The 18,575-nt window shown below is 73.3% G+C and carries 13 protein-coding genes; 9 read left to right on the top strand and 4 right to left on the bottom strand.

From position 1 onward, the window contains the following. The first annotated feature begins 28 nt into the window (after positions 1-28). The gene (locus NAEX_RS26715; protein WP_096330307.1) at positions 29-2,029 is read left to right on the top strand and encodes a choice-of-anchor L domain-containing protein; all 2,001 of its coding nucleotides are present in this window, start codon (positions 29-31) and stop codon (positions 2,027-2,029) included. A gap of 72 nt (positions 2,030-2,101) precedes the next feature. Here the strand turns inward: NAEX_RS26715 and NAEX_RS26710 are convergent, their stop codons facing one another. The 3 genes from NAEX_RS26710 to NAEX_RS26700 all read right to left on the bottom strand — a co-directional run bounded on the left by NAEX_RS26710 (position 2,102) and on the right by NAEX_RS26700 (position 6,282). Then, positions 2,102-3,625, bottom strand: coding sequence for a 4-hydroxyphenylacetate 3-hydroxylase family protein (locus NAEX_RS26710; protein ID WP_096330306.1), 1,524 nt, complete (start codon positions 3,623-3,625; stop codon positions 2,102-2,104). A 48-nt stretch (positions 3,626-3,673) separates the two neighbouring features. Continuing rightward, positions 3,674-4,840 (bottom strand): sensor histidine kinase, encoded by a 1,167-nt coding sequence (locus NAEX_RS26705; RefSeq protein ID WP_096330305.1) that lies wholly within the window; start codon positions 4,838-4,840, stop codon positions 3,674-3,676. 131 nt (positions 4,841-4,971) lie between these two features. Next, on the bottom strand, positions 4,972-6,282 hold the full coding sequence (locus NAEX_RS26700; RefSeq protein ID WP_096330304.1) for an N-succinylarginine dihydrolase: 1,311 nt from the start codon (positions 6,280-6,282) through the stop codon (positions 4,972-4,974). Positions 6,283-6,352: 70 nt separating this feature from the next. Between NAEX_RS26700 and NAEX_RS26695 the strand changes: the two genes are divergently transcribed. Continuing rightward, positions 6,353-6,859, top strand: a complete 507-nt coding sequence (locus NAEX_RS26695) for a DnaJ C-terminal domain-containing protein (RefSeq protein WP_096330303.1) — start codon at positions 6,353-6,355, stop codon at positions 6,857-6,859. A 99-nt stretch (positions 6,860-6,958) separates the two neighbouring features. Here the strand turns inward: NAEX_RS26695 and NAEX_RS26690 are convergent, their stop codons facing one another. Continuing rightward, on the bottom strand, positions 6,959-8,014 hold the full coding sequence (locus NAEX_RS26690) for a hypothetical protein (RefSeq protein WP_143140314.1): 1,056 nt from the start codon (positions 8,012-8,014) through the stop codon (positions 6,959-6,961). A gap of 90 nt (positions 8,015-8,104) precedes the next feature. On the opposite strand from NAEX_RS26690, the gene NAEX_RS26685 reads away from it, so the two are divergent. The 7 genes from NAEX_RS26685 (at position 8,105) to NAEX_RS53115 (ending at position 18,446) form a co-directional block, all read left to right on the top strand. Then, complete coding sequence (locus NAEX_RS26685) at positions 8,105-9,691, top strand: L,D-transpeptidase (RefSeq protein WP_096330301.1); 1,587 nt, start codon at positions 8,105-8,107, stop codon at positions 9,689-9,691. Then, entirely contained in the window at positions 9,688-9,960 is a 273-nt protein-coding gene (locus NAEX_RS26680) for a hypothetical protein (RefSeq protein ID WP_096330300.1), read from the top strand. The genes NAEX_RS26685 and NAEX_RS26680 overlap by 4 nt, the downstream gene beginning before the upstream one ends. Before the next feature lie 36 nt (positions 9,961-9,996). Continuing rightward, the gene (locus NAEX_RS48325; RefSeq protein WP_143140313.1) at positions 9,997-10,245 is read left to right on the top strand and encodes a hypothetical protein; all 249 of its coding nucleotides are present in this window, start codon (positions 9,997-9,999) and stop codon (positions 10,243-10,245) included. Then, positions 10,242-10,880 carry a glutathione S-transferase family protein gene (locus NAEX_RS26670; RefSeq protein ID WP_096330298.1) on the top strand — a complete coding sequence of 213 codons (639 nt, stop codon included), beginning with the start codon at positions 10,242-10,244 and terminating at the stop codon, positions 10,878-10,880. Before NAEX_RS48325 ends, NAEX_RS26670 begins: the two co-directional genes overlap by 4 nt. A gap of 431 nt (positions 10,881-11,311) precedes the next feature. Continuing rightward, positions 11,312-12,529, top strand: a complete 1,218-nt coding sequence (locus NAEX_RS26665) for a phosphatidate phosphatase App1 family protein (protein WP_143140312.1) — start codon at positions 11,312-11,314, stop codon at positions 12,527-12,529. Positions 12,530-12,634: 105 nt separating this feature from the next. After that, positions 12,635-15,523 (top strand): DUF4215 domain-containing protein, encoded by a 2,889-nt coding sequence (locus tag NAEX_RS53120; protein WP_245913807.1) that lies wholly within the window; start codon positions 12,635-12,637, stop codon positions 15,521-15,523. A gap of 76 nt (positions 15,524-15,599) precedes the next feature. Further along, positions 15,600-18,446, top strand: coding sequence for a DUF4215 domain-containing protein (locus tag NAEX_RS53115; RefSeq protein WP_245913806.1), 2,847 nt, complete (start codon positions 15,600-15,602; stop codon positions 18,444-18,446). Positions 18,447-18,575: the final 129 nt, after the last annotated feature.

The raw sequence follows: 18,575 nt of genomic DNA, 5'->3' as shown, positions 1-18,575 counted from the left end.
TCTGCGCAAGGGTCCCATCTTGCCGGACATGCGAATGCGTCGCCCCCCGGGCCTTGCCTCTATCGCTGCCGTCCTCGCCGCGCTGTCGTCCGCCTGCAACGACGACCGCCCGGCCACCGGCGCCACCGACACGGCCACGGCGCCCGGCGTCACCGGCGTCACCACCGCCGGGACCACGACCGCCCCGGCCGCGACCACGACCGACGGCGGCACCGACACCGGCGACCCGACCTCGATGCCGGCCACGCCGACGGCGGGCGGCTGCCTGCCCGCCTGTCCGGAAGGACAGTATTGCGCCGGCGACGCGTGCCAGCCCGGCTGCGACGACGACGGCGACTGCGCCGCGCCGAGCACCTGCGACCTCGCCGACCACGCCTGCAAGGGCTGCACCTCCGACGCCGGCTGCGCCCCCGGCAGCGTGTGCCAGGACGGCACCTGCGTGGCCGGCTGCAGCGACGGTCAGCCGTGCGCCGGCGGCCTCGCCTGCTGCGGCGGCGCCTGCGTCGACCCGCTCGCCGACCCGGCCCACTGCGGCGGCTGCGACCCGTGCCCGCTCCCGTTCCACGCCGCCGCGACCTGCTCCATGGGACAGTGTGGCCTGGGCGCCTGCGACGACGGCTGGCAGGACTGCGACGGCGACCCGGCGAACGGCTGCGAGAAGCAGGGCAGCTGCCAGTGCACCCCGAACGCGGTCGAGGACTGCTACGGCGGCCCGGCGAACACCGCCGGCGTCGGCGCCTGCAAGCCCGGCCAGCGCACCTGCAACCCGCAGGGCACCGGCTTCGGCCCGTGCGAGGGCGAGGTCCTGCCGGCGCTCCTCGACACCTGCGACAACGGCCTCGACGACGACTGCGACGGCGAGGTCGACGAGAACGCCGACGCCGACGCCGACGGCTGGACCGTGTGCGGCGGCGACTGCTGCGACGAGATCGGCCCCGACTGCAGCAACCCCGACCTCGTCAACCCGGGCGCCTTCGAGGTCATGGGCAACGCCGTCGACGACGACTGCGACGGCGGCGCCGACAACGTCCTGCCGGCCTGCGACGACGGCCTCGCCAGCGACGCGAGCGACCCCCTCGACTACGCGCGGGCCATGGACCTGTGTCAGTTCACCAGCGAAGACGCGCCGCTCGCGGAGCGCACCTGGGGCGTGATCTCCGGCGCCTTCACCCGCTCGAACGGCATGGGCAGCCCGGCCGGCGCCGCGCGATCGATCCGCCCCGGCTTCGGCAGCGTCATCGTCCCGCAGAAGAACCACCGCCTGGCCGTGCTGTCGACCGGCGCCGCCGCCGACGTGAGCGACACCAAGCCGGCCTTCTCCCCCTTCCAGGGCGGCACCCAGCTGTCCACCCCCGCGGCCGTGCCTGCCGACTGGCTGGCCGCCAACGGCGACAACTTCCCCAACGCGCCCGGCTGCCCCGAGCCCGGCGGCGGCGCGACCGGCCAGGACACGATCCAGCTCAAGCTGCGGATCCGCGTGCCCACCAACGCGCAGTCGTTCAGCGCCCACGTGTACTTCTTCTCGAGCGAGTACCCCGAGTGGGTGTGCAGCCCGTACAACGACTTCTTCCTGACCCTGGTCGACGGCACGGGCGCCGGCAACCCGGACGACAAGAACGTCGCCATCTACAAGGACCCGATGGACCAGCTGTTCCCGCTCGGGGTCAACATCCTCAAGGGCGCGCCCGGCCTGTTCACGCAGTGCAAGAACGGCCAGGTGAGCTGCGGCCACCCGCCGGTCGGCACCTACGACAGCTGCACCGGCAACGACGAGCTCGCCGGCACCGGCTTCCACACCCTGAACCCGCAGCCGCACTTCAAGGACGACCCCGGCTTCTGCGGCGGCAACAACCAGGTCGGCGGCGGCACCGGCTGGCTCAAGATGTCCGGCAACGTCAAGCCCGGCGAGACGATGGAGATCCGGTTCGTCCTGTGGGACACCGGCGACCCCTGGTACGACTCGCTGGTGCTGCTCGACAACTTCGAGTGGTCGCTGCAGGCGTCGCAGCCGGGCGTCAAGCCGGGCTGAGCGCGGAGGACATGCCCTTCTGGGCATGTCCTCCGCGACCTATCGCTTCAGACATGCCCTTGACGACATGTCTCAAGCGCCACCTTCGACCTCGTCGGTGATCCCGGCGAGCGCGCGGGCCAGCGCCTTCTTGTCCTCGACCTGCATCTGCCGGGCGATCTGGATCCGCTGGGCCTGCGGCGAGCCGGCGCCGTGCATCGACTCGGTCAGGTAGCCGACGGCGTTGCGGCCCATCGTCATGTTCTCGATCAGCCGCAGCGCCCGCGCGCGCGCCTCGGCCGACACGCCGTCGCGCCCGCGCAGGTACTTTTTGAGCAGCGGCCCGACCTCGGGGTCGGCGAAGTCGTGCTCCGACGGCAGCGTCGCCAGCAGCCCGCCGGCGAGGTCCTGGGCCAGGCGGGCCAGCTCGTAGGGGAAGCGGGTGACGTTGTGCTTGCACACGTTGGCGAGCATCGCGTCGTTCTGCCAGTTGCCGGCCGGCGTGGCCGTCGACTCGTGCGAGGCCGCGATCCCGGCGCCGTAGATCGTCTCGTTGAGGTGAGCCATCTCGACCAGCTTGTCGCGCACGTGCGAGACCTGCGGCACCCCGTTGTAGTCGGCGATCAGCGCCGCCGCGCCGATCAGCACGTCGCCGACGCCCGCCTTGCACACGTAGCTGCGGCGGTGGTACGCCGTGAACCGCTCGACCAGGTCGGCCGCGAACTCGAACTCGCCGTCCATGAAGACCAGCTCGTCGGGCACGAACACGTCGTCGAGGATGATGAGCGCCTCCTGGCCGCCGTAGCGGGCGTTGCCGACGTCGACCGCGCCGCCCTCGAGCGCCCGCGTGTCGCACGACTGGCGCCCGACCACGAAGGTCAGGCCCGGGTGGTCGACCGGCACCGCGCACACGATCGCGTGGTCGCGGTCGCGCGGCCCGAGCCGCATCGTCGGCATCACCACGATCCAGTGCGAATTGATGCAGCCGGTCTGGTGCGCCTTGGCCCCGCGGATCACCACCCCGCCCGGCTCGCGCCGGACCACCCGCACGAACATGTCGGGGTCGCTCTGCTCGTGCGGCGCCTTGCCGCGGTCGCCCTTGACGTCGGTCATCGCCCCGCCGACCACCAGGTTCTGGCGCTGCATCGCCCGCACGAACGCGCGCAGGCGGCCGTGGTAGGGCGTCCCGTGCGCCTGGTCGATGAGCCAGGTCGTGGTGTACAGCGCGTTGATCGCGTCCATGCCGACGCAGCGCTGGAAGCAGGTCCCGGTCAGCTGGCCGAGCCGGCGCTGCATCTTGTTCTGCTGGACGACGTCGGCCGCCGACTCGGTGACGTGGAGGAAGCGGTTGACCCGCTGGCCCGTCTCGCGCACCACCGCGGTCGCCAGCTCGGGGCGCTCGCGCGCGAGGTCGTAGGTCCGCGCGACCGCGTTGATCGACGGGCGCAGGATCGGGTGGTCGACCGGCTCGGCGACCCGCTCGCCGAGCAGGAACACCCGCAGCCCGCGGCCGCGCAGGCTGGCGATGTAGTCCTCGCCGCTGACGATCGGCGGCCGCGGCGGAAGCCACGACGGGGACGGCTCGGGCTCGCTGGACGACGCGTCGGCGCTCGACATCACCGCCAGGATACCCGAGGCGCCCGCCGCCGGGCACGGCCCGCGAGCCTACGCGGGCACCGGGATCGTCACCGCGTGCGGCTGGCGCGGCAGCGTGCAGGTGAAGGTGGTGCCGTCCTCGGCGGTCGAGCAGACCTCGATCGTGCCGCCGTGCGCGAGCACGATCTGGCGCGAGATGTGGAGCCCGAGCCCCAGCGAGGCCCGCGCCTGCAGCGTCGGGTCGCCCTGGAACGGCTCGAAGAGCGAGACGCGCCGGTCGGCCGGGATCGGCGGGCCCCAGTTGTGCACCTCGATCACCACCGCGTCGGCGTCGACGTTCACCCGCGTCGTCACCCGCACCACCGTGCTCGTCGGGCTGAACTTGAGCGCGTTCGTCAGCAGGTTCGACAGCACCTGCGCGATCCGGTCGGGGTCGACGCGGGCCTGGACCGGGTCGTCGCACGCGTACTCGATGATGCGCTCGGGGAACATGGTCGCCGCCTCGTCGATCGCCTCGCGCACGAGCAGCCGCAGCGACACGTCCTGCGGCCGCACGGGGATCCGGCCCGACTTGCGCTCGTGGGTGTAGTCGAGCAGGTCGTTGATGAGCCGCGTGGCCCGTTGCGCGCCGGTCTGGACCCGCAGCAGCAGCCGCGCCGTCTTGTCGTCGGGCGCGCCGCGGCGGACCACCGCCTCGGCCGCGATCAGGATCGCCGCCAGCGGGCTGCGCAGGTCGTGCGAGACGATCGCGATCAGCTGCCGTTCGAACTCGCTCGCCCGCTCGCGCTCGGCCGCGGCGGCCTGCAGGTCGCCCTCGCGGTCGCGCGAGTACTGATCGACCGCCTCGGCGATGCCGGCGGCGAACGCGGCGCACATCGCCCGCACGTCGGCGATCCGCAGCGGCAGGCCCGACTCCTCGATGGTGTCGAACAGGACCTCGCGCAGGATGTCGTACTCGATCACCAACGTGCGCAGGTCGAAGCCGACGCGGTAGCGCTGGCGGCCGTGCTCGCGGGCGACGTCGCCGGCGCACGGCGTCCCCGGCGGCTCCCGACGCAACGCGGCGGCCACCTCGGCGAGGAACTCCGGCAGGCGGTTGCGCAGCGTCGGCGTGCTGACCTGGGCGCCGACCAGCTCCTCGGCCCGCATGCGACGGGTCCAGCGATCGATGATGACCTCGCGGCGCTGCTCCAGCAGATCCGCGAGCGCACAGGTCTGCAGAGACGGGGGCGTCATGGTCCCATCAATCTAGCCCAGGTCCGACCTTGCGGACCCACACGCGGGCGCCTGGCCGCTGACCGCGTCACGGACGCTCGGCCGGCGCCCGCGGAGCCGCTGGCGCCGGGTGGGCGCGGCGCTCGCCGTCGTCAGCGCTGGAACGCGTAGACCGAACCCAGCTCGAGCAATTGCGTCAGCGCGTCGAGGGCGGTCTGGACCTCGCGCAGCAGCTGCGGGTCGGCGAGGTCGTCGGACGTGAGGCGGTCGCGGTAGTGCTTCTCGACCCAGGCGACCAGCGCGGCGTCGAGGGCGTCGTCGACGATCACGCGCCCGGCGAGCGCGGCCCGCTCACGCTCGTCGAGGGTGACGCGCAGGCGCAGCGACGCCGGGCCGCCGCCGTGGCGCAGCGCCGGGCGCAGGTCGACCTCGCGGATCTGGGCCACGTGGCCGTCCGCCACCAGGCGGTCGAGGTAGCCGCGCGCCGCCGCGTTCTCGCGCGTCTCGGCGGCGACCAAAAATCCGAGCTGTCCGCCGGGACAGGTGAAGAACTGGCCGCCGAACACGCTGGTCGCCACCGCGTCCTGCAGCGGGAGGTCGGCGTTGCGGGCCAGCGCGACCTGCAGCGCCGAGCCGAGCCGGCGCCGCAGCTCGGTCAGCACGCTGCCGACGTCGCGCAGCGCGAGCTCGTGGATCAGCAGCAGCGAGCCGTGCGCGACCGCCAGGACGTCGGTGTGCGAGGCGCCGCCGTCGAGGCCGTCCGGGTGTTGCTGCGGGAACAGCACGCGCGCCGGGTCGAGCTGCAGCAGCCGCGCCTGCGCCTGCGAGGCCTCGATCGTCTGCCGCGCCGGGAACCGGGCCGCCGCGTGCCGCACGTACGCCCCGCGGCCCCACGCGAACACGTGGACCGCCGGCCGCCCCCCGACCTGCAGCCGCAGCGTGTTGGCCGCGCCCTCGTCGCCGAGCTGGTGGACCGCCGGCAGCGGCGCGTGGACGGCGAAGCGCGCCTCGTCGCGGAAGATCGCCGACAGCACCGCGTGGGTGACCTCGGGCTCCTGCGCGCGGTGCAGCATGTGCTGCAGGTTGGCGACGACGATGTGGACGCGGCCGTCGCGCGTGTCGCTGCTCGGCGCGACGGTCGCCGCGTTGGCCGCCCACATCGACGAGGGGTTGCTGCACAGCCGCAGCCACATACCGTCGCCCTCGGCCGCCGAGCGCAGGACCCGCTCGTCGTCGCCGGTGAAGCCGAGCCGGCGCAGCCAGCCGAGGTTCGGCCGCGGCTGCGGCGGCAACACCGCCTGCACGAGCCCGAGCGAGCGGGCCAGCCGGATCTTCGCCAGGCCGGCGAGCGCGGCCGCTTTCGGGTTGGTGGTCGAGCCGGCGCGCTGACTCGGCGCGACGCCGGCGGCGAGCCCATCGTTGTAGGTCGGCCCGATCAGGCCGTCGAAGTTGACCTCGCCCATGTCCTCGCGTTTTTGGCACCACCCCGGGCCGTGGCGCAAGCGCCGGGGCGCGCGGTATAGTGGCCGCGCGGTGACGCAGCTCGGCAGCATCTTCGAACCCGAGGCGCCCGGACCCCGCGGACGCGACCTCCACGCCGACGTCACGGTGCCGGCGTGGGCCCTCGGCCTCCCGTTCGCCTACGAGGTCCGCGTGCCGCTCGACCTCGCCGCCGAGGGCGGATACGCGCGCCGCACCGTGTCCTCGCTCGACACCGACGACCGCGTGCGCCTGTCGCTGCCGGCCGGCTTCCCCACCGGCGGGGTCGTGCGCCTGCGCGGGCAGGGCGAGGCGCTCGCGGGCGGCCGCCCCGGCGATCTCCTGGTCCACGTCGAGGTCGACCGCCGCCGCACCGAGCCGCCGCCCGAAGTGAAGCTCGCGCTGGCCGCGATGCCCGCCCCCGCCCCGCCCGCGGAGACCGACGCGGCCGCCGTCACCTACCGCCTGCCCGTCCACGGCCCGCCCCCGCTCGACGCCAACACCCTGACCTGGATGGCCGCGCTGCTGGCCCTGGTCGTCGCGGCGCTGATGTTCGGCTGAGCTGCCCGCTCGGGCATGTTCTGCAGAGCATGTCGTGACGGACATGCTCGTCAGGGCATGTCGCCGACGACATGCCCGAATTGGCATGCGCCCCGGCGCTCACGAGCCGAAGTAGAAGCCGACGTACAGCCCGAGGTACACGGTGTGCGACATCGGCCGGCCCTTCGCCGCCGGCATGAAGCCGATCCAGCCGAGCTCGGGGCCGATCGAGAAGCCGCCGCCGCGCTTGGGCCGGCGCTTGGCGGCCCCGGGGAAGAACTCGTAGCGGACCGCGGCGGTGAACACCGCCCCGCCGAAGCCCGAGCGGTCCTGCCGGCGAGCCTCGCGGATCGCCCCGCCGCCGGCGCCGAAGCCCGCCCGCAGCGACAGCGGGATCTGCTTCTTCGCCCCCGGATAGAACCCGAAGTCGACCAGGAACGCGCCCTGCAGCAGGCGCTGGCGCGGGTCGGCGCTGCGGTAGGCGAGGTTGCCGGAGATCTCGACGCCGATGCTCAGCCAGGGATAGATGACCTCGCCGACGCGCAGCGTCGCGCCGCCGCCGACGAACGGGTTGGGCGTCGGGAAGTCGTTGACCCGCGCGAAGCTGATGCCCGGGCCGATGGTGCCGCCGACGTAGGTGCCGTCGACCCGCGGCGGCTTCTCCGGGGCCGGGCGGGGCGGCGGCGGGGCCTCGGCCGGCGCGTCGACGGCCGCCGCCTCGGCCGGGCCGTCGATCTTGCGCTCCGATTGCGCGCTGTCCTCGGGGGCAGCCTCGGCGTCGGCCGACGAGCTGTCCGCGGGGACAGGCGCGGGCGCGCCCTCGGCGGGAGCCGGCGGCGACCCGCCCGGCGCTGCCGGGGCCGCGGCCGAACCGGGTGACGACGCAGCCGGCGCGCTCGGCGGGCTGTCCGAAGGAGCAGGCGCCGGCGAGCTGACCGAAGGGGCAGGTGACGCCGCGGCCAGCAAGCGCGAGGCCCTCGAGCCCGCCGCCAGCACGGAGGTTCCCCCGGCCCCGGTCGTCGCCCGTGACGGCGTCGCGGGCGCGGCCGTCGCGACGTTCGCCGTCAGCGCGAGGACCACCGCGGACGCCGACGACCCGAGCCGCCAGGCGCGACGCGCCGGTGCGAGGGCGGGAGCGGGCGCGAGTCGCCGGGGCGGCGCGGGGACGAAGGTCACGGCGGAGAGCATGGACGAGCCCCTGCGTTTGGAGCAAGCGGGTTGCCACCGCGGAGGCGCACGGCTATCGTCCGCGGCACCTTCGGCGACATGCAGCGCAGGCGGCTCATCGAGGGCGTCGGGAGCTTTCTCTGCGGCGTCGTCCTCTCAGCGGCGGTGTACGAGACCGGCTTGCGCCAGCCGGGAGGCGGGGCCGAACAGGCCGGCGACGACCCGGAGGCGGCGGTCGATCCGGCGCCGGCCGGGCCCGAGGCGCCTGCGATCTCCCCCGACGCCGAACCGGCCGAGGCGCCCGCGATCGCCGCGGACCCGCCGGCCACGCCCGGCGATCCGTACACGCCCGACGCCAGCGGCACCTTCACCGCCTTCCCGGCGATCTACGCCCCGCCGCCCGAATGGACGCCGGAGCTCGAGGCGAAGTACCCCAAGCACGGCCTCGTCACCGGCCTCGCCGCGCTCGTGCGCGAGCGGACCGAGCGCGACGCCCCGATCCTCGGCATCCTGCGCGCCGGCACGCGCGTGCGCACCGACGCGGAGCTGAGCTTCGGCGGCGGCTGCACCAAGGGCTGGCACAAGGTCTACCCGGCCGGGTGGATCTGCCTCAACGCCGGCCTCGAGGTCGGCGACGCCCCGCCCGACGACGGTTTGGTCGCCACCCCGCGCCCGCGCCTCGACGCCGCCATGCCGTACGACTACTGGCGCGTCTCGCACGACGGCACCCCGTTCTTCCACCGCCTGCCGGGCTTCAGCGAGCAGGACCAGGCCGACCTGGCCGCCAAGACATGGCTCGCGGAACATGGCCGAACGCTCATGCCGACCACCCCGGCCGACCGCCCGCCCGAGGTCCCGGCCGTGGTCAAGGAGTACCTCAACGCCGGCTTCTACGTCACCGTCGCCGGCGAGGCGGTCAAGAGCGAGCGCAAGTTCCTCCGCACCCTGCGCGGCACGTTCGCGCGCAAGTACCAGCTCGAGCAGCGCGAGGGCTCGACCTTCCAGGGCCTTGTGCTGCGCGGCGAGGAGGACCTGCCGATCCACTGGATCGTGCGGGAGACGCCGCTGCAGCGCCGCTCGGGCGAGGGCGACGCGCTGGTCAAGCTCGAGGACAAGAAGCCGACCCGGCGCTCGCGCTACCCGTTCGTGCGCAAGGTGACGATCGGCAACGCCCGCTTCTACGAGGACGCCGAGGGCAACCTGATGCCCGAGTACGCGGTCGGCCAGTCGTACAAGCTGAAGCGCCCGCCCGGCGTCGGCCCCGAGGAGAGGTGGGTCCACGTCGACCTGTCCGAGCAGACGCTGGTCGCCTACGTCGGCGACCGCCCGGTGTTCACCACCCTCGTGTCGACCGGCAAGGAGCCGGGCATGACCCCGGTCGGCGTCCACCGCCTGCAGAGCAAGCACATCGCCACGTCGATGCGCGACCAGCCGGTCGAGGACGACGCCTACTCGATCGAAGACGTGCCGTGGACGCAGTACTTCCACAACAACGTCGCGCTCCACGGCGCCTTCTGGCACGGCGGCTTCGGCCTGGTGCGCAGCCACGGCTGCGTCAACCTGTCGCCGCCCGACGCCCGCTGGCTGTTCGGCTTCACCGAGCCGGCCCTGCCCGACGGCTGGCACTCGGTCTCGCCGGCGACCGGCCCGTTCGGCAAGGGCTCGGCGGTCGTCGTCACCGAGTGACGCTCGAGCACCCGGCGTCCGAGCGCGCGCTGCAGCTCGACCTGCAGCAGCGCGCCGCGGCCGGAGCCGGCGTCGCCGAGCTGGTCGCGCGGGTCTGCGGGCGCTGCGAGGTGCACGGCGAGGTCGCCGGACGCTTCTTCGTCGTCGCCCTGATCGCCGCGTTCGCCCTGCCGGTCCGACTCGCCACGCCCGCGTGGTTCGAGGATCGCGCCGCGCCTTGCGGCGCGCCGGACCGCGAGCTCGCGCCTCACCTCCGCGCGTCGCCCTGAGCGCGCGCGCGCACGGCATCGCTCGACGTGGTCCGCGTGGCGATCGCCGCGTTCGCCCTGCCGGTCCGACTGCTCATGATGTCGCCACGCGACGTTCGCTCGCCGTCGAACCGCGAGCTCGCGCTGAGCTCGGTGTCGTCGTTCTCCCGACCTGGTGCGCGTGTCGGCGCGAGAACGGCGTCGCTCGCCCGGCTGCAGCGCCTCGGCGCCGGCGCGGACACGCCCGCCGCGCTCGTGATACACATGGCACCCACTTCCGCGAAGCAGGAGACGCGAGTTCCATGAAGGTCTACGGGCACCCGATCAGTACGTGTACGCGCAAGGTCCTGATGACGCTGGCCGAGAAGGGCCACCGGGCCGACTTCGTCATGGTCGACATCATGAAGGGCGAGGGCCACAACGCCGAGCACCTGGCGCGGCAGCCGTGGGGCCAGATCCCGGCGTTCGAGGACGACGACGGCTGGCAGATGTACGAGTCGCGGGCGATCTGCCGCTACCTCGACGCCAAGCTCTCGGGCCCCTCGCTGATGCCCGCCGACCTGCGCCAGCGCGCGCTGGTGGAGCAGTGGATCTCGATCGAGACCGCGAACTTCACCGCCCCGGCGATGAAGATCATCTACAACCTCGTGTTCAACAAGTTCTTCGGCAAGGACCCCGACATGGCCGCCGTCGAGGAGGGCCGCAAGGGCGTGAAGAAGGCCGTCGCGGTGATGGAGCGCCAGCTCGAGAACCGCAACTTCCTGGTCGGTGACGGCCTCACCCTGGCCGACATCTTCTTCATGCCGTACATCGAGTACCTCGCCGCCGCCGGCGAGCTCGGCCTGATCGACGCCAGCGAGCGCGTCGGCCACTGGTGGCGCCGCCTCAGCGAGCGGCCCACCTGGCAGCAGGTCATCGGCCGGACGAACGCCGCCTCGTGACCCGCCGGGCGCCCGATACCTGCGCCCCGTCCGAGACGGCCGCGACCGGACCTGTCCCTTCGGACACGTCCAGCGCGGCCGTCGCCGCTCGCGCCGCGCGAGAACCTGTCTTTGCAGCCAGGTCCCCCGCGCCGCCGGCCCCTTCCGCGCCCGTCCTCGGACCTGTCCCCTCGGACACATCCCGCGCGATCATCGCCGCTCGCCTCGCGCGAGCGCCTGTCCTCGCAGCCAGGTCCCCCGCGCCGCCGGCCCCTTCCGCGGACGCGACCGGACCTGCCCCTTTGGACACGTCCAGCGCGATCATCGCCGCTCGCGCCGCGCGAGAACCTGTCCTCGCAGCCATGTCCCCCGCACCGCCGGCTTCCTCCGTACCTGTCCTTGCGGCCATGTCCACCGCGCCGTCGGACGCGCGGCTCCCTGTCCTCCCGGACATGTCCCGGACGCCTGTCAACCGCCCGCGGCGCCCGGCCGCACCTGTCCTCGCGGCCATCCGGGCCCTCCTGCCTGCCCTCCCCGTCCTCGCGCTCGCGCTCGCGGCCGCCGCCTGCGATCCCGCGCGCCAGCAATCGCCCGCACCCGCCCCCGCACCCGCGCCCGCACCCCCGTCCTCCGCCGCGTCCCCTGCCCCCGCCGCCGCCGAGCAGCGCGCCGGCGTCACCTCCGACCTCAAGTCCGACGAGGACCTGCGCCTCCTGCCCGCGGTCGCCGTGCGCGACGGCGACCGCTGGCGCGTCGACCTGCGCGCCTGGGTGTTCGAGCCCGAAGAGGGCTCGTGGCGGCGCGGCGCCGCGGTCGAGGCCCTCGTGGCCGCGCTCGAGCTGCCGCCCGGCAGCGAGGCCAACGACGTGTTCCGCAAGCGGGCCCGCGCCTTCCTCGTCGACAACGAGAGCGGCAAGCGGGTCGTCGTCCGCATCGGCACCAAGGAACATGTCCTCGGGGTCACCGGCGCCAACGGCCACAGCGAGACCACCCTGCACCTCGACGACGCCGACCTGCCCGCCCCGCTGACCCCCGTGACCGCCGTGCTGCGACCCGGCGACGCGCGCAGCTTCACTGGCACGATCGTCCGCCTCGACGCCACCGGCCTCTCGGTCGTCTCCGACGTCGACGACACCATCAAGATCAGCGAGGTCCGCGACAAGCAGCGCCTGCTCGAGCGGACCTTTTTAAAAGAGTTCGAGCCGGTGCCCGCGATGGCGGCGGCGTACCAGCGCTGGGCAGCGGCAGGCGCCACGTTCCACTACCTCTCCGCCAGCCCGTGGCAGCTCTACGACGCGCTCGTCGAGTTCACCGGCGCGGCCGGGTTCCCGGCGGGCAGCATGCACCTCAAGCTGTTCCGCCCGAAGGACTCGAGCTTCTTCTCGCTGTTCCAGGACCCGCGCGAGTACAAGGCCCCGCTGCTGCGCGCGCTGCTCCGCGGCGCGCCGGGCCGGCGCTTCGTGCTCGTCGGCGACTCGGGCGAGATGGACCCCGAGGTCTACGCCGCGGCCTACCGTGAGTTCCCCGACCAGGTCGTTGCGATCTACATCCGTGACGTCACCGACGAGGGCCGCGACGCCCCACGCTACCGCACGGTGTTCGCGGGCGTCCCGGAGGCGCGCTGGCAGATCTTCACCGACCCGGCGGAGCTGCCGCCGACATTGCCCTGAGGATTCCAGGCGAGCGCTTCGGTTGACGCGGACTTGCGGGCGCGGCTAGCGTGCTTTGCCAGGAAGTCCATGTTCAGCCGTCTCCTGAGCTCCGCCAGTATCGTCGTGATTCTCGCCCTCTCCCTCCCGGGCGAGGCCCGGGCCCGCCGCGTCGAGCCGGGCGCCTGGCAGCCGGCTGCAGGGGTCGGGATGCGCCTGCAGCGAGCGGTCGACCTCGGTGGAGCCCCGCCGCGCGTGGCCGCGGCCGCCTGGCGCCGCCTCGCCGCCGAGCTCGGCCCGAACGCGCAGGCGATCTGGGACGCCGACACGCACGTGCCGACGCGGGTGTGGGGCCTGGGCCTGCCGGCCGCCGGCGCGATGGGCTCGAGCCTGGTGGCCCGGCGCGTCGGCGACAGCTTCCTCGCCGCCCACCTCGATCTGCTCGCCCCCGGCGCGCGTGTCGACGACTTCGAGCTCGTCGCCGACGACCTCTCGGCCGGCATCCGCAGCCTCGGCTACGTCCAGACCTACCGCGGCCGCCGCGTCGTCGGCGGACAGCTCAGCCTGCGCTTCAAGCACGACCGCCTCGCGTTGATCGGCAGCGAGGCCCTGCCGCACGTGCGCGCTGTCCTCACGGACAGCCCGATCGGCGACGACCTCGCACGCGCCCGCGCGCTCGAGTGGTTGCGGGTCGAGTACCCGGCCGCCACCGCCGGCGCCGTCTCGGCCCCCGTCATCCTCCCCCTCGTCGGTCACGGCCCTGTCCGCTACGTCGAGGCGCGCGCGGTCGACGTCGCCTCCGAGCGGCCGCTCGGCGGCTGGACCGTCTACGTCGACGCCGCCACCGGCGACCCGCTCGCGCGCGTCTCGACCTTCGTCTCGGCCAGCGGCACCGTCCTCTACGACGTCCCCGAGCGCAGCCCGAGCTTCGGCGAGCGGGTCCTGCGGCCGGCGCCGTTCCTCGACGTCACCATCGACGACGTCCCGGCCACCACCGACGCCCTCGGCGCGGTCAGCTTCGACGCCGCGACCGTGCAGATCGGCCTCGGGGTGCGCGGCGACTTCGTCCGCATCATCAACAAGGCCGGCGAGCTGGCCAGCCAGGTCGTCGCGCTCGACGGCGGCAGCGACGTCCAGTGGAGCGGCTCCGACGACCCGCACCTCGACGCCCAGCTCACCGCCTACATCGCCGGCAACTTCGCCAAGGAGTACGTGCGGGCGATCGCCAGCGAGCCGCTCGCCTGGCTCGACGGACAGGTCAACCTCACCGTCAGCGACAACAGCGGCGCCTGCAACGCGATGTCGAACGGCGACGACCTGTTCTTCTTCGACGGCAACGACAATTGCGAGAACACCGCGCGGATCCCCGACGTCGTCTATCACGAGGCCGGCCACAGCGTGCACAACCAGGCCCTCATCCCCGGCGTCGGCCTGTTCGAGGGCGCCCTGTCGGAGGGCATCTCCGACTACCTCAGCGCCACGATCACCGGCGACCCCGCGATGGCCCGCGGCTTCTTCCTCGACAGCCAGCCGCTGCGGGACCTCGACCCCGACGGCTACGAGTGGCACTGGCCCGAGGACCGCGGCGAGGCCCACGACGAGGGCCGCATCATCGGCGGCACGCTGTGGGACCTGCGGACCGAGCTCATCGCCGAGATGGGCGAGGCCGAGGGCGTCGCCCACTCCGACAAGATCTGGTACGAGTCGGTCCGCCGCGCCAGCGACATCCCGACCATGTACCCCGAGGCGCTGCTGGTCGACGACGACGACGGCGACCTGTCCAACGGGACACCTCACGGCTGTCTCATCGACCAGGTGTTCTACAAGCACGGCCTGGTCGGCGCCGCGATCCTCGGCGGCAAGGTGCGCACGCTGGCGGCCGAGGGCGACGGCAGCGTCCCGGTCGCGCTCGACATCCAGGCCGCGCAGAGCTCGTGCATCGACCTCGCGCCGACCGGCGCCGCGCTCGAGTGGCGCGTGCGCGGCACCGCCGACGTCCAGGAGGCGACGATGACCGCCACCGCGGAGGGCTTCGCCGGCTCGTTGCCGCCGCAGCCGGACGGCACCGTGATCGAGTACCGCGTGACCGCCGACCTCAGCGACGGCACCGACACCCGGTTCCCGGCCAACCCGGCCTACCCGTGGTACCAGCGCTACTACGGCGAGGTCGTGCCGATCTGGTGCGAGGGCTTCGAGGGCGACGTGTCGAGCTGGACGCTCGGCACCGAGTGGGAGGTCGGCGCGCCGCAGGGCAAGTCGGGCGACCCGGACGCCGCGTTCGCCGGCGACAAGGTGGCCGGCATCGACCTCGGCGGCGACGGCCGCTACTCGCCGCAGCGGGTCATGAACCTGACCGGCCCGATCGTCGAGCTGCCGCCCGGCTTCGCCGTCTACCGCCTGCAGTACCAGCGCTGGCTGAACGTCGAGGACGCCTACTTCGACAAGGCCGAGATCCTCGTCAACGGCGAGCTCGGCTGGCGCAACTTCAACAGCATGATGGGCGACAACAACAGCGACGTCCATCATCGCGACAGCGAGTGGAGCTTCCACGACGTCGACATCACCCCGGTCGCGTTCCCGGGCACCATCCAGCTGACCTTCCGCCTGTCGTCCGACGGCGGCCTCGAGCTCGGCGGCTGGACCCTCGACGACGTGTGCATCGTCGGCGTCGAGGAGCCGCCGCCGCCCGTCTGCGGCGACGGGGTGATCGCCGCGGGTGAGGGATGTGACGACGGGAATTCCGAAGGCGGTGACGGATGCAGCGCGACGTGTACCGTCGAAACGCCGGAAGACCCCACGGACGGGGCGCCAGCGACCACCGGCGACGACGACCCCGAGACCACGACCGCCGCCGTCGACGACAGCGCGACGGCCGGTGGCGCGACCGACATGGGCGGTTGTGGTTGCCGGAGCGCGGGGGGCGCGGGTGGCTCCAGCGCATGGATGCTCGTCCTGGCCGGACTCGGCTGTCGGCGGCGGACGCGGCGCCGACCGACGTCCGCGCTCCGCGCTTGACGGCCTGCTGAGGAGCGCGTAAGCGAGTAATGTGCGTTTAAAGAATATTGCTGCGGGTAGTCTTTCGGCGACGATCGTGACAGCGCTTTGCTGGCTCGCTCCGGAGCGAGCCGAGGCGTTCGTCCCGCAAGCAGGCCGGCGAGCGAGCGTCGAGCTGGCCGCCGGCGCCGGCGTCAGCGTGAGGTCCTCGCGGGCCGTCCTCCACGCCGCCCCGCCTGCGGCGCAGGCCGCCTATCGCCGCTTCGCCGCCGCGCTCGACCCCGGCGACGTCCTCTGGGACCGCGCCACCGGCGTGCCGCTGCGGCTGTGGGGGCTGAAGGGCGCGGCTGTCCCGAGGGCCATGTCGAGCCGCGACCTCGAGCTGCGCAGCGCTCACGACCTGCTCGAGCGCCACCTCGACCTGCTCGCGCCCGGCAGCAAGGCCGCCGACTTCGTGCTCGTCGGCGACGACCTGTCCTCCGGCATCCACAGCCTCGGCTTCGCCCAGCACTACCACGGGCGCCCGGTCCTCGGCGGCCAGGTCAGCTTCCGCTTCAAGGGCGGGCGGCTGGCGATGATCGGCAGCGAGGCCCTGCCGAAGGTCCAGGCTGTCCTCACGGACAGCCCGATCCCCGACCCCGTCGCGCGCGAGCGGGCCCGCGAGTGGATCGCCCGCGACGCCGGTCACGCCCGCGCCGACCTCGTCGAGGGCCCCTTCATCCTCCCGCTGGTCGACGACGACCGCGTCCGCGGCTACCGCGAGGTCCTGCGGGTCACCGTGCACGCCACCGCGCCGATCGGTCGCTGGGCCGTCTACGTCGACGCCGCCACCGGCGAGCCGCTGGCGCGCGAACAGCTGCTGCGCTTCGCCTCCGGCAACCTCAAGATCAACGCCCCCGTGCGCGGGCCGAACGGTCAGCGGGCCGAGTTCGCCGCGGCCAACCTCGGCGTCGTCGTCAACGGCGCCCCCGCCGTCACCTCGATCACCGGCGCGGTCAGCTTCGCCGACGGCGGCCCGGCCAACATCGCCACCACCGTGGTCGGCTCGTTCGTCGCCGTCGCCAGCGAGGCCGGCGCCCCGGCCGCGACCCAGCTGGCCCTTCCGCCAGGTGGTCAGGTCACCTGGACCGCCTCGACCGACGAGTTCCTCGACGCCCAGCTCGCCACCTACGTCCACGCCGACCGGGTCAAGCAGTTCGTCCGCGCGATCGCCCCCGACTTCGCCTTCCTCGACCAGCAGATGCCGGCGATCGTCAACATCCCCGACATCTGCAACGCGTTCGCCGACGGCGAGACGATCAACTTCTTCCAATCCGACGTGCAGTGCGAGAACACCGGCCGGATCGCCGACGTCGTCTACCACGAGTTCGGCCACAACGTGCACTTCCAGGGCGTCATCCCCGGCGTCGGCTTCCCCGAGGGCGCGCTGTCGGAGGGCATCTCCGACTTCCTGAGCGCGACCATCACCGACTCGCCCGACCTCGCGCCCGGCTTCTTCAAGGGCAGCGACGCGCCGCTGCGCGAGCTCGACCCGCAGGGCTCCGAGTGGCACTTCCCCGAGGACAACGGCGAGATCCACGACGGCGGGCGGATCATCGGCGGCGCGCTGTGGGACCTGCGCAAGGCGCTGCGGAACAAGCTCGGCGCCGGGCCCGGGGTCACCCATGTCAACAAGCTGTGGTTCGAGTCGATCCGCCGCGCGGTCGACATGCCGAGCATGTACCCCGAGGTCCTGCTCGCCGACGACGACGACGGCGACCTGTCCAACGGGACACCCAACGAGTGCGAGATCAACGTCGCCTTCGACGCCCACGGCCTGGTCGGGCCGTCGGCGGTCAACGCCGAGGTGTTCACCGCGGCGCCGACGCCCGACGGCGTGCTGGTCGACCTGGTGGTGTCGGGCGAGCAGAAGCCCTGCCTCAACCTCAGCCCGCTCGGGGCCGAGCTGCACTGGCGCGTCCGCGGCGAGCAGCAGAGCGGGATGGTGCCGATGAACCCGACCCAGGGCGGCTTCGCCGGCATCATGCCCAACGCCGGCGACGGCAAGGTGCTCGAGTACCAGGTCCGCCTGCTGCTGCAGGGCGGCACCACGGTGGTGTTCCCCAAGAACCCGGCCGACCCGACCTACGAGCTCTACCTCGGCCCGGTCACCAACATCTTCTGCGAGGACTTCGAGTCGGGCCCGGGGGCGCAGGGCTGGCAGCTCACCGGCGACTGGGCGTTCGGCCCGCCCGCCGGCGGCCCCGACCCGGGCGCCGCGTTCAACGGCAGCAGCGTGGGAGGCAACGGCCTCGCCCCGCCCGGCACCTACGAGAGCTTCCTCGAGAGCCACCTGCTCGGACCCGTCATCAACGTCGCCGGCCACAACACCGTGCGCCTGCAGCTGCGCCGCTGGCTCGAGGTCGAGGACGCCACCTTCGACCAGGCCATCGTCCTCGCCAACACCAGCGAGGCGTGGCGGAACGCCAGCAACGACGCCGGCAACCTCCACCACCTCGACGGCGAGTGGCGGTTCCAGGACATCGACCTCACGCCGTTCGTCGTCGACGGCCAGGTCCAGCTCGAGTTCATCCTCGAGGGCGACGAGGCGCTCGAGTTCGGCGGCTGGAACATCGACGAGCTGTGCGTCGTCGGCACCGGCTCCGTCACCCAGGGCGTGTGCGGCGACGGCATCGTCAGCGGCATCGAGGCCTGCGACGACGGCAACCTCGACGCCGGCGACGGCTGCAGCCCGAGCTGCACGATCGAGTCGGTCGACCCGACCACCGGCCCCGGCGGCCCGGTGATCACCGCGACCGACACCGACACTGACACCGACACCGACTCGGCCACCGGCGGCAGCGACAAGGAAACCGGCTGCGGCTGCAATCAGGGGGCGGGAGACCTCGGCGCCGCGATCCTCGCGCTCGCCGGCCTCGTCGTCCTCCGCCGCCGTCGCGCGTAAAACCCCGCCGCGCGCTGCTACGAATCACGGCCTCGGCGATTCGTGGCAGTCCGCCCTGCGAGCCCGCCCGATCCTCTCGCGACCCCAGGCCGAACCGCCGGGGTCGCGGCTTTTTCGCGGGCTGCTGCG

Source organism: Nannocystis exedens (assembly GCF_002343915.1).
GTDB lineage: Bacteria > Myxococcota_A > Polyangia > Nannocystales > Nannocystaceae > Nannocystis > Nannocystis exedens.
This window is presented reverse-complemented; position numbering and strand designations above follow the sequence as displayed.

Excerpts from the sequence above, each read along its gene's own strand:
- NAEX_RS26715 (WP_096330307.1), top strand. The coding sequence starts at position 29 with ATGCGAATGCGTCGCCCCCCGGGCCTTGCCTCTATCGCTGCCGTCCTC.
- NAEX_RS26710 (WP_096330306.1), bottom strand. The coding sequence starts at position 3,625 with ATGTCGAGCGCCGACGCGTCGTCCAGCGAGCCCGAGCCGTCCCCGTCG.
- NAEX_RS26705 (WP_096330305.1), bottom strand. The coding sequence starts at position 4,840 with ATGACGCCCCCGTCTCTGCAGACCTGTGCGCTCGCGGATCTGCTGGAG.
- NAEX_RS26700 (WP_096330304.1), bottom strand. The coding sequence starts at position 6,282 with ATGGGCGAGGTCAACTTCGACGGCCTGATCGGGCCGACCTACAACGAT.
- NAEX_RS26685 (WP_096330301.1), top strand. The coding sequence starts at position 8,105 with ATGCAGCGCAGGCGGCTCATCGAGGGCGTCGGGAGCTTTCTCTGCGGC.
- NAEX_RS26670 (WP_096330298.1), top strand. The coding sequence starts at position 10,242 with ATGAAGGTCTACGGGCACCCGATCAGTACGTGTACGCGCAAGGTCCTG.
- NAEX_RS26665 (WP_143140312.1), top strand. The coding sequence starts at position 11,312 with ATGTCCCGGACGCCTGTCAACCGCCCGCGGCGCCCGGCCGCACCTGTC.